Origin of the sequence: Streptomyces sp. TN58 (genome assembly GCF_001941845.1) — a bacterium.
Taxonomy (GTDB): domain Bacteria; phylum Actinomycetota; class Actinomycetes; order Streptomycetales; family Streptomycetaceae; genus Streptomyces.
The window spans coordinates 728,038-741,045 of sequence record NZ_CP018870.1 but is presented as its reverse complement, the minus strand read 5'-3'; the positions used below and the strand labels follow the sequence as shown (position 1 = coordinate 741,045).

Below are 13,008 nucleotides of genomic sequence, written 5' to 3'. Positions count from 1 at the left end.
GTGTCCGGGGCCCAGCCTGATTGGCCCCGGACATTCAGGGGAAGAGCGCTCAAATGACACAACCCATCGAGGACTACGCACTCATCGGCGACCTCATGACCAGCGGACTCGTCGGTCGCGACGGGTCCATCGACTGGCTGTGCCTGCCACGCTTCGACTCGGGGGCGTGCTTCGCCAAACTCCTCGGCGACGAGGAGAACGGCCACTGGCGCATCGCACCCCTCGGCGCCGCCGACGGCGAGCGCTGCACCCGCCGCGCCTACATCGACGGCTCACTGGTCCTGGAGTCGTACTGGGAGACCGACACCGGCACCGTGAAGGTCATCGACTTCATGCCCCAGCGCGACGTCGCGCCCGACGTCGTCCGCATCGTCGAGGGCATCAGCGGCACCGTCCGGATGCTCAGCACCCTGCGCATGCGCTTCGACTACGGCCACGTCGTGCCCTGGGTGCGCCGCAGCGACGGCGAACGCGTCGCCGTCGCCGGACCCGACTCCGCCTGGTTCCGCAGCGAGCCCCCCGTCCGCACCTGGGGCCAGGACAACAGCACCCGCTCGCAGTTCCCCGTCACCGCCGGCCGCCGCGTCGCCTTCGTCCTGACCTGGCACCCCTCGCACCAGCCGCGCCCCGAACCCACCGACCCCTTCGAGGCCCTGGAGTGCAGCCTCTCCGACTGGCGCGAGTGGGCCTCCCAATGCCGCTACGAAGGCCCCTACAAGGAAGCCGTCACCCGCTCCCTGATCACCCTCAAAGCCCTCACCTACGCCCCCACCGGCGGTATCGCAGCCGCCGCCACCACCTCCCTGCCCGAGGAGATCGGCGGCGTCCGCAACTGGGACTACCGCTACTGCTGGCTGCGCGACGCCACCCTCACCCTCGGCTCCCTCCTCACCACCGGCTTCCTCGACGAGGCCCGGGCCTGGCGCGAATGGCTCCTGCGCGCCGTCGCCGGAGCCCCCGCCGACCTGCAGATCATGTACGGCATCGCCGGCGAGCGGCGGATCCCCGAGACCGAACTGCCCTGGCTGCCCGGCTACGCCTCCTCCGCACCCGTCCGCGTCGGCAACGCGGCCGTCGACCAGCTCCAGCTCGACGTGTACGGAGAGGTCATGGACGCCCTGCACCTGGCCAGGTCCGCCGGCCTCCCCGCCGAAGCGCACTCCTGGCGGATCCAGCTCGCACTCCTGGACTTCCTGGAGCAGAACTGGCGCCGCCCCGACGAGGGCCTGTGGGAGGTCCGCGGCCCCCGACGGCACTTCGTGCACTCCAAGGTGATGGCCTGGGTGGCCGCGGACCGCGCCGTGCGGACCCTGGAGAGCGACCCCTCACTGCCCGGCGAGGTGGCCCGATGGCGCGCGATGCGCGACGAGGTCCACCGCGACGTGTGCGACAAGGGGTTCGACCCCGAGCGGGGGACCTTCACCCAGTACTACGGCTCCCGCGAACTCGACGCGGCGACCCTGCTCATCCCCAGAGTCGGATTCCTCCCGCCCGACGACCCCCGCGTCACCGGAACCGTCGACGCCGTACGCGCGGAACTCGGCCGCAGCGGACTGGTACGCCGCTACAGCACCGCCGACTCCGTCGACGGACTGCCCGGCGACGAGGGGGCCTTCCTCGCCTGCTCGTTCTGGCTGGCCGACGCCCTGCAGCTGACCGGCCGGGAGGACGAGGCCCGTGCCCTCTTCGAACGGCTGCTGACGGTCCGCAACGACGTGGGCCTCCTCGCCGAGGAGTACGACCCCGTCTCCGGACGCCAACTCGGCAACTTCCCGCAGGCGTTCAGCCACGTAGGCCTGGTCAACACCGCGCTCACCCTGGCCGGTCTGGAAAAGCGCACGACCGAGGCGGGCTGACCGGCGTGGAGCCGCCCCGGCAGCGCGCCGAAGGCGCCGGACCCTTCACCACCCGGCTCACCTGGCAGCGCCCCGAAGGGGACACGGTCGTCTGGGAGTCGCGATCCGCCCGCAGGCGCGGCACGCTCGCGGTCAGCGGTCCGGGAGGGACGGCCGCCCGCACGACGACCGCCGACGCCGAGGCCCTCGGCCGCCTTCGGCGGCTGAACGGCATCGCATCGGCCGCCTTCGTCATCGGCGGCGCCCTCTTCGCCCTCGGCGCCGCCGTGGCCCAGTTCGGGTGGGGCGACACCGCCGAGAGCGCCGCGATCTACTTCGCGGGCGGCCTGTTCTTCAACACCGGCGGCTACGTCTCCCTCCTCCAGGTCCTCAACGGGCCGCGCCACACACCCGGAGGCGGCCGGCTGGTCGTCACCGCCTGGAAGTGGTGGGGCTACGAGCCGATGCGCCTGGACTGGCTGAGCACGTTCGTGCTGTTCGCCGGGACGCTCGTGTTCGGGATCAACCTCCTGGACTCCTTCCTCCAGGGACTCACCACCCAGCAGACCAACCGGCTGATCTGGACCCCCGACCTGATCGGCTGCCTGCTCTTCCTGCTCTCCGGACACCTGGCGTTCGTCGAGCTCTGCCACCGCCCCTGGCCCTGCCTGCGCTCGCGCAGCCTCGGCTGGTGGATCGTCGCCGTGAACCAGTTCGGATCGGTGCTGTTCATGGTCTCCGCCCTGGCCGCCTTCACCCGGCCCGCCACCGGAAGCCCGGTCGACGCCGGAGTCGCGAACTGGGGGACGCTGTGCGGCGCCCTGTGCTTCTCGGCCGGCGGGATCCTCCAGGCCTTCGAACGGCCGTGAAGGGCACCCGGTCAGCGTGGCGCGGGCCGCTCGCCGCCGCCCGTGAGGGACGCCAGCAGCAGCGCGATGTCGTCCGGCCGGTCGGCGGCGTCGCCGATCAGCCGGTCGGCGGCCTCGGCCAGCGGAACCGGCGGCCCCGACGCCAGCGCCGCCCGCAGCCGCTCCACCCCCTCGTCGATGTCCACACCGGGCAGCTCCACCAGCCCGTCCGTGTACAGCGCGAGCACCGCGCCCGGCGCCAGCCGGAGCTCCGTCACCGGGTACGCCGCCTCCGGGTCGACGCCGAGGACCACCCCGCCCGCCAGGTCCAGCACCTCCGTCCGGCCGTCGGGGCGGCGCAGCAGCGGCTGCGGGTGTCCGGCCCGGACGGCCTGGGCCGAGCCCGACGCCGGGTCGAGCACCACGTAGCAGCAGCTGGCGAACTGGCCCGGATCGAGGTCGATGAGCAGCCGGTTGGTGCCGCGCACCACCTGCTCCGGTGTGCTCCCGGCGAGCGCGAAGGCCCGTACGGCGCTGCGGAGCTGCCCCATGGTCGCGGCGGCGGCCACCCCGTGCCCCTGGACGTCGCCGATGACCAGGGCCAGTCGGCCCGAGCCGGTCTCCACGACGTCGTACCAGTCGCCGCCCACGTCCATGCCGGCGGAACCGGGCAGATAGCGGCCGACCGTCTCCACGTGCCGCCGCACCGGCAGCCGGTGCGGCAGCAGCGCCGCCTGGAGCCCGTGGGCGAGCGCCGCCTCGCTGTCGTAGCGCCGGGCCCGCGCCAGGGCCTGCGCGATCAGGCCGGCCAGCGCGGTGAGCACCGTACGCTCCTCCGGGCTGAAGCCGCGCGGCGCGTCGAAACCGAGGATGCACGAGCCGACCGGACGGCCGGACGCGATCAGCGGCAGGAAGGCGCGCGCACCGACGTCCGCGTCCAGCGGAATGCCCGGATAGGCAGCGGCCAGCCGCTGCATCGACTCGAAGAACAGCGGGCGGCCCGTCGTCAGCGTCTCCACGCCCGGCAGCCGGACGTCGAGGGCCACCCCGTCGAACCGGTTCAGGAAACCCCGCGGGAAGCCGGTCTCCCAGGCCAGGTGCAGATGCCGTTCGTCGAGCAGGTAGATCGCGAGCTGGCGGCCGCCGAAGGCGGGCAGCAGCTCCTCGGTGACCACCGCCGACACCTGCCGGGCCGTGACCGCCTCGGTCAGCGCGATGGCGAGCGCCACCGGGCGGTACAGCGTGGACGCCCCGTCCGTGGGCGAGCCCCCGTCCGCGCCGGTGTCGGCGGCCGAGGCCGGATAGGCGGGCGGGTCGGCCGTGCCGATCGTCACGGTCACGCCGTCCGGGGCCGGATAGAGGCCCACCGACAGCCACTCGCCCGGCGGATGGCGGCCGCGCCGGGCGGAGAAGTGCACCGGCTCCGAGGACATGAAGACGGCCCGGAAGTGATCGTCGTACGAGGGGTGCCCGAGCCACGGCAGAGCCTCCCACAGCAGCCGCCCCTGCAACTGCCCCGCGCCGGTGCCCAGCAGGTGCTCCGCCGCGGAGTTGACGAAGCCGATTCGGCCCTGCCGGTCCAGGGAGAGCACCGCCTGCGCGAGCCGGTCCACGGCGCGGCGGGCGTCCGCCGCCACCGCCCCGGCCCCGGGCGGCGGAGGCGGCACCGCGACCGGGTCCCCTTCCCACGCCACCGGCTCCCCGGCCGCCGACAGCTTCGCCAGCTCGCCCGCCAGCCTCTCCGCGGCCTCCCGGAGCCGTCTGCGGTCGCGGGCGCCGACCGGGACACCGGGCGTGGCGGGCCGCAGCACCAGCAGCACGCCGAACCGCTCCGCGCCCGCGACCACCGGCTCGTACAGCGAGGCGAAGGGGAAGGGCAGTCCCGCGACCAGCTGCGGGAAGCGGCTCATGGCCGACGCGGCGTCGGGCAGGTGTACGGCCTGCCCCGAGCGGTAGGCCTCGGCGACCGGAAAGGGCCGGTTGACCTGCATCCGCCACCACGGCCGGAACAGCGGCAGCGGCAGTCCCGTGAACAGGGCCAGCTGCAGCAGATCGCCGGAGCCCGAGCGCAGGTAGACCCCGGCCGCGTACCCACCCACGGCCTCCCCGGCGCTCACGGCGGCCCGCGCGAGTGCCTGGACCAAGGCGTCGGCGGCGGCGCCGACGCTGCCCGCTCTCGCCATCACACAGTCAGCATGCGCCCTCGGCGGCGGCATCGGCATCCCGGCTCCGAAGCCGCGGCGGCGTGTCCCCGCGGGCCCCCGCCCGACGCCGCCGCGATAGGCCGACCGCTTCCCTCGTCCGGGGGAGGTACGGGTGTGCGGGCGGCCGTCCGCCCACGCCGCGGGGCACGATACGGGCGCGATACGCACGCGTCCCACACCCCGGCCGGCCCCCGGAAGGCAGAGCATGCGGTTCCAGTACGACACCATCGGCGAGCGCTACGCGCAGTCCACCAGCACGGCCGCCTTCTCCGCGGCCGACACCTACACCCTGCACGGGGCCCTCGACGCGCTCGGCGGACTGCGCGGCCTCGACGCCCTCGACCTGGCCTGCGGATACGGCTACAACACCCGGCTGCTGGCCCGCGGCGGAGCCCGGCGCACCGTCGGCGTGGACGTCTCCGAGGAGATGATCCGCCTGGCCCGCGAACACGAGGCGACCAAGGACCGCCCCGACGTCGAATACCTCGTCGCCGACGCGGCCGGCCTGCCCGACCTGGGCCCCTTCGACCTCGCCACCGCCGCGTACGTGTTCAGCTACGCGCCCGACCGCCGGACCCTGCACGCGATGTTCCGGTCCGTCCGCGCCAACCTGCGCGCCGGCGGCCGGCTGCTGGCCATCGTCCCCAACGCCGGAGCGTTCCCGCGGGTGGACTGGTCGCCGTACGGGGTCCGCATCCTCGACCGGGTCCGCGACGGCGACGCGCCGCTGCTGAAGGCCCACTTCCTGACCGAGCCGCCGGTGCCGTTCGAGTTCCGCGAGTGGGCCCACTCCGACCTCGCCGAGGCGGCCGTCGAGGCGGGCTTCGTCACGGTGGGCTGGCAGCCGAACCGGACGCCGCCCGCCGACACCGTCCGCGACGAAGCCTTCTGGACGGCCTACCGCGCCTGGCCGATCAGCTCCCTCATGACCTGCACGGCGTAGCGGGCCTCACAGCTCGGCCGCCGACCTGACCAGCTCGACGATCCTGTCCCGGGCCGCCCGCCCCTCCGGCACCGGCAGCAGCGGGTATCCGTGGGGGAGCCCCGCCGCCTCGTGGAACTCCACCTCGGTCCCCTCGGCACGCGCCCGCCGCACCAGTTCCCGGCTGTCCGTCGCGAGCACGTCCCGGGTCCCGCTGAAGACCGTCAGTGGCGCGAGGCCCCCGAACGTCCCGCGCAGCGGGCTCACCAGCGGATCCTCGGCCGCCAGCGTCCCCGCGTACAGCCGCCCGGCCTCGGCCAGGCCCGCACGGGCGAGCACCGGATCGGCCGGCTCGATCGCGGCCTGGTCCGGATGGCTCATCGTCACGTCCAGCCAGGGCGAGACCAGCACGATCCGCGAGGGCTGCTCGCCGTCACGGTCGCGCAGGCGCTGCGCCGCCGCCAGCGCCATCCCGGCCCCGGCCGAGTCGCCGATGAGCACCGTCCCGCCGTCACCGCCGCCCGCGATCAGCCCGCTCAGCAGGTCGGTGGCGACCGGGACGGTCCGGTCCGCGGTACCGCGCGGCGCCAGGATGTACGCGGGCACGACGACGCGGGCCCGGGCCCGCGTCACCAGGGCCCGCACCAGCTCCCAGTGCCGGCGCTCCAGCTCGCCCACATAGCCGCCGCCGTGCACGTACAGCACCTGTGCCGACGGCTCCGCCCCCGGCGGGCAGACGTCGTACACCGGCCACGCGCCGACGAAGGTCCGGGAGACGTCCGCGACGCGGCCCACCCGGCGCGGCGGCAGATGCGAGGGGGGCCGGCGGGCCGCCGACGCCACCCGGGCCCGCACCGCGTCGGCGCTCGCGAACCGTCTGCGCCGCCCCGCCGCGACCATGGCGACCGAAAAAGCCCTGCTGCGCAGACTCGGCACGCCCCTCACCTCCCCTTTTCCCTGCCCCGTCAAGGGAGGAGCATAGGGGTGAAGACACGCTCGTGAAGCTGCGCTGTCGGCCCGTTTAAGAAAGTCTAGATGGACTGATCACCACGGCGATCGGCAGATTGGTGCCCGTCACCGACGCCACGCGGGCCCCGCACGCCCACGGCGCCCCCTTCCGCATGCCTGGAGCCACCCATGAAGGCACTCGTCAAGCACAAAGCCGAACCCGGCCTGTGGCTCATGGACGTCCCGGAGCCCGAGTACGGCCCCGGCGACGTGCTGATCAAGGTGCTGCGCACCGGCATCTGCGGAACCGACCTGCACATCCGCTCCTGGGACGGCTGGGCGCAGGGCGCCGTCAGGACGCCCCTCGTCCTCGGCCACGAGTTCGTCGGCGAGGTCGCGGCGGTCGGCGCGGACGTGGCGGACATCGAGCCCGGCGCACTGGTCAGCGGAGAGGGCCACCTGGTGTGCGGCAAGTGCCGCAACTGCCTCGCCGGCCGCCGCCACCTGTGCCGCAGCACCATCGGCCTCGGCGTGGGCCGGGACGGCGCCTTCGCCGAGTACGTGGTCCTGCCCGCGCAGAACGTGTGGGTGCACCGCACGGCCGTGGACCTGGACGTCGCCGCGATCTTCGACCCCTTCGGCAACGCCGTGCACACGGCGCTGTCCTTCCCGCTGGTCGGCGAGGACGTGCTGATCACCGGCGCCGGCCCGATCGGCATCATGGCGGCCGCCGTCGCCCGGCACGCCGGCGCGCGCAACGTCGTCATCACCGACGTGAGCCCCGAGCGGCTGGAGATCGCCCGCAAGGCGGGTGCCACGCTCGCCGTGAACGTCGCCGAGTCCTCCATCGCCGAGGCCCAGGCGCAGCTCGGCCTGCGCGAGGGCTTCGACATCGGCCTGGAGATGTCCGGGCGCGGCGAGGCCATGCGGGACATGATCGACAACATGACGCACGGCGGCCGGATCGCCATGCTGGGCCTGCCCGCGACGGAGTTCCCCGTCGACTGGGCGAAGGTCGTCACCTCGATGATCACGATCAAGGGCATCTACGGGCGTGAGATGTTCGAGACCTGGTACGCGATGACGGTGCTCCTGGAGGGCGGGCTCGACCTCAGCCCCGTCATCACCGGCCGCTACTCCCACCGCGACTTCGAGGCCGCCTTCGACGAGGCGGCGACCGCCCGCAGCGGCAAGATCATCCTGGACTGGACGGCGTAACCGCCCCACCCCCCACGAACCATCTCCCTCCGGCCGGGCCCCGCAAACCCTCCCCCCTCCGCGGGGCCCGGCCCCTCCGCCGCACAAGGAGAACGCAGCATGTTCGAGACCGTCCGCGACGACCTCCGCACCACCCTCGACGAGATCCGCTCCGCCGGTCTGCACAAGCCCGAGCGCGTCATCGGCACCCCGCAGAGCGCGGCCGTCGCCGTCACCTCGGGCGGCGCCGGCAGCGCTGCCGGTGAGGTGCTCAACTTCTGCGCCAACAACTACCTGGGGCTGGCCGACCACCCCGAGGTCGTCGCCGCGGCCAAGGACGCCCTGGACCGCTGGGGCTACGGCATGGCCTCCGTCCGCTTCATCTGCGGCACCCAGGAGGTGCACAAGGAGCTGGAGGCGCGGCTCTCGGCCTTCCTCGGCCAGGAGGACACCATCCTCTACTCCTCCTGCTTCGACGCCAACGGCGGCGTCTTCGAGACCCTTCTCGGCGCCGAGGACGCGGTCATCTCCGACGCCCTCAACCACGCCTCCATCATCGACGGCATCCGCCTCTCCAAGGCCCGCCGCTTCCGCTACGCCAACCGCGACATGGCCGAGCTGGAGACGCGCCTGAAGGAGGCCGCCGAGGGCGGCGCCCGCCGCAAGCTGATCGTCACCGACGGCGTCTTCTCCATGGACGGCTACGTCGCCCCGCTCCAGGAGATCTGCGACCTGGCCGAGCGATACGACGCCATGGTCATGGTCGACGACTCCCACGCCGTCGGATTCGTCGGCCCCGGCGGCCGCGGCACCCCCGAGCTGCACGGTGTCATGGACCGCGTCGACATCATCACCGGCACCCTCGGCAAGGCCCTCGGCGGCGCCTCCGGCGGCTACGTCGCCGCGCGTGCCGAGATCGTCGAGCTGCTGCGCCAGCGCTCGCGCCCGTACCTCTTCTCCAACTCCCTCGCCCCGGTCATCGCGGCCGCCTCCCTCAAGGTCCTCGACCTGCTGGAATCGGCCGGCGACCTGCGCGAACGCCTCGCCGCCAACACCGCGCTCTTCCGCAGCAGGATGACCGAGGCCGGCTTCGAGATCCTGCCCGGCGACCACGCCATCGCCCCCGTGATGATCGGCGACGCGGCGGAGGCCGGCCGCATGGCCGAGCTGCTCCTGGAGCGCGGCGTCTACGTGATCGGCTTCTCCTACCCGGTGGTGCCGATGGGTGCGGCGCGCATCCGCGTCCAGCTCTCCGCCGCCCACTCCACGGCCGACGTGGAGCGCGCGGTGGCCGCCTTCACCGACGCCCGCGCGGCGCTTTCCGCTGCTCAGGGCTGACATCATGGAGGGGTGATCGACCCCCGCCGGCTGCGCATCCTGCGGGCCGTGGCGGACCACCGTACGGTGACCGCCGCGGCCGCAGCCCTGTACCTCACCCCCTCCGCCGTCTCCCAGCAGCTCGCGGCGCTGGAACAGGAGACGGGCCACGTGCTGCTCACCCGCAGCGGCCGCGGCGTACGGCTGACCACGGCCGGGGAGATCCTGTTGGGCCACGCCCACGAGGTGTTCGCGCAGCTGGAGCGGGCGGAGGCCGAACTCGCCGCGTACGCGGAAGGCGCCGGCGGCGAGGTCACGGTCGCCGCCTTCGCGACGGGCATCGCCGAGGTCCTCGCGCCCGCGATCGCCCGGCTCGCGCTCGACCACCCGGGGATCCGGCTGCGGGTGCGGGACGCGGAGGGCGACCAGAGCCTGCCGCTGCTCCTTGACGGCGAGGCGGACGTCGCGCTCGCGGTCGAGTACCGGGGCGCGCCGGGCGCGGACGACGGCCGGCTCTCGGTCCTCCCGCTCTACGCGGAGCCCTTCGACGCGGTGCTGCCCGCGGGGCACCCGCTGGCCGACCTGCCCGCGGTGTCGCTGGCGGACCTGTCGGACTCGGACTGGGTGGGCCAGTACCCCGGCAACCCGTGCCACGACGTGACCCTGCTCGCGTGCGAACTGGCCGGGTTCCAGCCGCGGTTCGCGCACTCCTCCGACGACTTCCGCGCCGTGACGGCGCTGGTCGGAGCCGGGGCCGGGGTGGCCCTCGTACCGCGCTCCGCGCTGCGCGGCATGGACCTCAAGGAAGTGCAGGTCCGCCCGGTCACCGGGCCGGCCGCCACCCGCCGCGTCTTCGCGGCGACCCGCCGCGGCGCCGAGACGCACCCGCTGATCGCCCCCGTACTGGCGGCGCTGGTCCGGGAGTCGGAGCGGCTGCCCGCCCACTGACCGGCGGCCGCGGCCGGCTGCCCGCCCGGTCACACCGTGACCACCTCGACGCCCGCCGCGGTGAAGGCGCGGGCCACCGCGGGCGCGAGGTCCGTGTCCGTCACCAGGAGGTCCACGGCCGAGGTCGGGCAGATGCGGGCGAAGGCCCGGACACCCAGCTTGCTGGAGTCCGCCGCCACGACCACCCGGCGGGCGCGTTCGCACAGCAGGCGGTTGACCGAGGCCTCGTCCTCGTGCCGGGTCGCCGCACCGTCCTGCGGGTCGAAGCCGTCCACACCGAGCACCGCCGTGTCCACGGCGAGCTGCCCGAGGACCTGTTCGGCGAGCGGTCCCGTCAGCTCGTACGAACGGGGCCGGGCGACGCCGCCCGTCAGCACGATCTTGAACTGCGGCCTGATCACCAGCTCGCTCGCGATGTTGAGGGCGTTGGTGACCACGGTGAGGGCCGGCGAGCCCTGGGCCAGGTCCGGCCGGCCGGCCAGGGTGCGCGCCACCTCCGTGGTCGTGGTGCCGCCCGTCAGACCGACCACCTCACCCGGGGCGACCAGCGCGGCGACGGCCCTGCTGATCCGGCCCTTCTCGGCCGCGCGCCGTGACGTCCGGTAGCGCAGCGGGAGTTCGTAGGAGACGCCGTGCACCACCGCCCCGCCGCGCGTGCGGACCAGCAGCTGCTGCTCGGCGAGCCGGTCGAGGTCGCGGCGGACGGTCGCGGCGGACACCCCGAGGGCCTCGGCCGCCGGCTCCACCTCCAGCTCGCCCCGTTCCACCAGCAGGTCCAGCAGTGTCTGCCAGCGCTCCTTGCGGGTCATCGACCGGCCCCTCACCGTGCTCGTCCCGTGTCCGTCCCGCGGCCGTCCGGTTCGCTTCCTTCGGGCCGCCCGGCGACATTAACCCAGTCGATCAGCCCGTGGTTGCTTGAAGTTGCGTGAAACTGCTCGATAAGTTGCAGGAAAGCGCAGCAAGGGCGCAGGAAGGCGCACGCACGGCCGGCACGTCCAACGCATTCAGACCCGTCTGTCGCACGAGGGAGCCTGCATGAGTCACGTCGCGTACGAGTTGGGCACACAGCCCGCATGCTGGGAGCGGGCCGCCGAACTGGCCCCGGCCCGGCGGGCGGTGCTGCCGCAGCCGGGAGAGCGCACCGCGATCACCGGGTGCGGAACCTCGTACTACATGGCCCAGGCGGCGGCCGCGCTGCGGGAGCAGGCCGGGCAGGGCGAGACCGACGCCTTCCCCGCCTCGGAGTTCCCGCGCCACCGCCGCTACGACCGGGTCCTCGCCCTGACCCGCTCCGGCACCACCACCGAGGTCCTGGACCTGCTGGCCGCACTGCGGGACGCGGGTGTGCCCACGACCGCCGTCGTCGGCGACCCGGCGACCCCGGTGGCGGCACTGGCGGACGAGCTCGTCGTCCTCGACTTCGCCGACGAGCGGTCCGTCGTGCAGACCCGCTTCGCGACCACCGCCCTGACCCTGCTGAGGGCCCACGTCGGGCTGCACCGCGCCGAGGCCGTCGCCGATGCCCGCACCGCCCTCGACGAGCCGCTCCCCGCGGAGCTCGCGAGCCGGGGCCAGTTCACCTTCCTCGGCCGCGGCTGGAGCGTCGGGCTCGCCCACGAGGCGGCCCTGAAGATGCGGGAGGCGTCGCTGTCCTGGGCCGAGTCCTACCCGGCGATGGAGTACCGGCACGGGCCGGTCAGCATCTCCGGGCCCGGCACCGTCACCTGGTCCCTCGACGAGGCCCCCGACGGGCTCGCCGAACAGGTCCGCCGGACGGGCGGCCACTGGGTGGCCGGGCGGCTCGATCCGCTCGCCGAACTGGTCCGCGTGCACCGCCTCGCCCTCTCCGTCGCGGCCGGCCGCGGCCTGGACCCCGACGCGCCCCGCAACCTGACCCGCTCGGTGGTCCTCTCCACCGGCGAGGAGGCGGTCCGATGACCCTCGTCCAGGCGGGCGCGCTGGTCCGCGAGGCCTCCGGGGCGGGCCGTGCCGTCGCCGCCTTCAACATCATCACGCTGGAGCACGCCGAAGCCGTCGTCGCCGGCGCCGAGGCGGCCGGGCGGCCCGTCATCCTCCAACTGAGCGAGAACGCCGTGAGGTTCCGCGGCGGGCGGCTGCTGCCGATCTCCCGCGCCGCGGTCGCGTGCGCGGAGGCGGCAGGAGTCCCGGTCGGCCTGCACCTCGACCACGTCAAGAGCCCCGAGCTGCTGCGGCAGGCCTGCGACGCCGGATACAGCTCGGTGATGTACGACGCCGCGCAGCTCCCCTACGCCGAGAACCTGGAGGCCACCCGATCGGCCGCCGACTGGGCGCACGCCAACGGGCTGTGGATCGAGGCCGAACTCGGCGAGGTCGGCGGCAAGAACGGCGCCGCCCCGCCTGACCCGCACGCGCCGGGCGCCCGTACGGACCCCGACGAGGCACGGCGGTTCGTCGCCGACTCCGGGGTCGACGCCCTGGCCGTCGCCATCGGCAGCAGCCACGCGATGACCAGCCGGACGGCCGCCCTCGACCACGTGCTGCTGGCCAGGCTCGCCAAGGCGGTGGACGTACCGCTCGTCCTGCACGGCTCCTCCGGGCTGCCGGACTCCGAGCTCGCGGCGGCCGTCGCGGGCGGCATCCGCAAGGTCAACATCGGTACCGCTCTGAACCTGGCCATGACGGAGGCCATCCGCACCCACCTCACCCCGGCGGACCCCCGGCCGTATCTGACGGCGGCCCGTACGGCGATGGCGGCGACGGCCACGGCTATGATCGGCGCCCTCAACTGAGCAGGCATCGGGGGCGGT

At 74.1% G+C, this 13,008-nt stretch carries 11 protein-coding genes; 8 read left to right on the top strand and 3 right to left on the bottom strand.

All coding sequences use genetic code 11. The features are described 5' to 3' along the window. Window positions 1–53: 53 nt before the first annotated feature. Together BSL84_RS03490 and BSL84_RS03485 are read left to right on the top strand one after the other, a co-directional pair. Entirely contained in the window at window positions 54–1,856 is a 1,803-nt protein-coding gene (locus tag BSL84_RS03490; RefSeq protein WP_075969775.1) for a glycoside hydrolase family 15 protein, read from the top strand. A 5-nt stretch (window positions 1,857–1,861) separates the two neighbouring features. Then, a complete protein-coding gene (locus BSL84_RS03485; protein WP_075969774.1) occupies window positions 1,862–2,704 on the top strand; it encodes a hypothetical protein in 843 nt (280 codons plus the stop codon). Window positions 2,705–2,715: 11 nt separating this feature from the next. Here the strand turns inward: BSL84_RS03485 and BSL84_RS03480 are convergent, their stop codons facing one another. Then, window positions 2,716–4,866: a SpoIIE family protein phosphatase gene (locus BSL84_RS03480; protein WP_234363607.1), complete on the bottom strand. Its 2,151-nt coding sequence runs from the start codon at window positions 4,864–4,866 to the stop codon at window positions 2,716–2,718. 226 nt (window positions 4,867–5,092) lie between these two features. Between BSL84_RS03480 and BSL84_RS03475 the strand changes: the two genes are divergently transcribed. Beyond that, entirely contained in the window at window positions 5,093–5,830 is a 738-nt protein-coding gene (locus tag BSL84_RS03475; protein WP_030032418.1) for a class I SAM-dependent methyltransferase, read from the top strand. A 6-nt stretch (window positions 5,831–5,836) separates the two neighbouring features. On the opposite strand, the gene BSL84_RS03470 is transcribed toward BSL84_RS03475, so the two are convergent. Then, window positions 5,837–6,745, bottom strand: coding sequence for an alpha/beta hydrolase fold domain-containing protein (locus tag BSL84_RS03470; protein WP_075969772.1), 909 nt, complete (start codon window positions 6,743–6,745; stop codon window positions 5,837–5,839). A gap of 201 nt (window positions 6,746–6,946) precedes the next feature. Here BSL84_RS03470 and tdh point away from each other — a divergent pair, with 201 nt between their 5' ends. The 3 genes from tdh to BSL84_RS03455 all read left to right on the top strand — a co-directional run bounded on the left by tdh (window position 6,947) and on the right by BSL84_RS03455 (window position 10,219). Beyond that, window positions 6,947–7,975, top strand: coding sequence for an L-threonine 3-dehydrogenase (tdh, locus tag BSL84_RS03465; RefSeq protein ID WP_030031145.1), 1,029 nt, complete (start codon window positions 6,947–6,949; stop codon window positions 7,973–7,975). Window positions 7,976–8,074: 99 nt separating this feature from the next. Continuing rightward, complete coding sequence (locus tag BSL84_RS03460; RefSeq protein WP_030031146.1) at window positions 8,075–9,292, top strand: glycine C-acetyltransferase; 1,218 nt, start codon at window positions 8,075–8,077, stop codon at window positions 9,290–9,292. Window positions 9,293–9,304: 12 nt separating this feature from the next. Further along, window positions 9,305–10,219: a LysR family transcriptional regulator gene (locus BSL84_RS03455; protein WP_075969771.1), complete on the top strand. Its 915-nt coding sequence runs from the start codon at window positions 9,305–9,307 to the stop codon at window positions 10,217–10,219. 29 nt (window positions 10,220–10,248) lie between these two features. On the opposite strand, the gene BSL84_RS03450 is transcribed toward BSL84_RS03455, so the two are convergent. Further along, on the bottom strand, window positions 10,249–11,028 hold the full coding sequence (locus BSL84_RS03450; protein ID WP_075969770.1) for a DeoR/GlpR family DNA-binding transcription regulator: 780 nt from the start codon (window positions 11,026–11,028) through the stop codon (window positions 10,249–10,251). Window positions 11,029–11,254: 226 nt separating this feature from the next. Here BSL84_RS03450 and BSL84_RS03445 point away from each other — a divergent pair, with 226 nt between their 5' ends. Both BSL84_RS03445 and BSL84_RS03440 read left to right on the top strand, forming a co-directional pair. Further along, complete coding sequence (locus tag BSL84_RS03445) at window positions 11,255–12,157, top strand: SIS domain-containing protein (RefSeq protein ID WP_075969769.1); 903 nt, start codon at window positions 11,255–11,257, stop codon at window positions 12,155–12,157. Next, entirely contained in the window at window positions 12,154–12,990 is an 837-nt protein-coding gene (locus tag BSL84_RS03440; protein WP_075969768.1) for a class II fructose-bisphosphate aldolase, read from the top strand. The genes BSL84_RS03445 and BSL84_RS03440 overlap by 4 nt, the downstream gene beginning before the upstream one ends. The last annotated feature ends 18 nt before the right edge of the window (window positions 12,991–13,008 follow it).

What these genes read in the sequence shown, in the direction of transcription:
- BSL84_RS03490 (WP_075969775.1), top strand. Translation starts at nt 54, where the DNA reads ATGACACAACCCATCGAGGACTACGCACTCATCGGCGACCTCATGACC.
- BSL84_RS03480 (WP_234363607.1), bottom strand. Translation starts at nt 4,866, where the DNA reads ATGGCGAGAGCGGGCAGCGTCGGCGCCGCCGCCGACGCCTTGGTCCAG.
- BSL84_RS03475 (WP_030032418.1), top strand. Translation starts at nt 5,093, where the DNA reads ATGCGGTTCCAGTACGACACCATCGGCGAGCGCTACGCGCAGTCCACC.
- tdh (WP_030031145.1), top strand. Translation starts at nt 6,947, where the DNA reads ATGAAGGCACTCGTCAAGCACAAAGCCGAACCCGGCCTGTGGCTCATG.
- BSL84_RS03460 (WP_030031146.1), top strand. Translation starts at nt 8,075, where the DNA reads ATGTTCGAGACCGTCCGCGACGACCTCCGCACCACCCTCGACGAGATC.
- BSL84_RS03450 (WP_075969770.1), bottom strand. Translation starts at nt 11,028, where the DNA reads ATGACCCGCAAGGAGCGCTGGCAGACACTGCTGGACCTGCTGGTGGAA.
- BSL84_RS03445 (WP_075969769.1), top strand. Translation starts at nt 11,255, where the DNA reads ATGAGTCACGTCGCGTACGAGTTGGGCACACAGCCCGCATGCTGGGAG.
- BSL84_RS03440 (WP_075969768.1), top strand. Translation starts at nt 12,154, where the DNA reads ATGACCCTCGTCCAGGCGGGCGCGCTGGTCCGCGAGGCCTCCGGGGCG.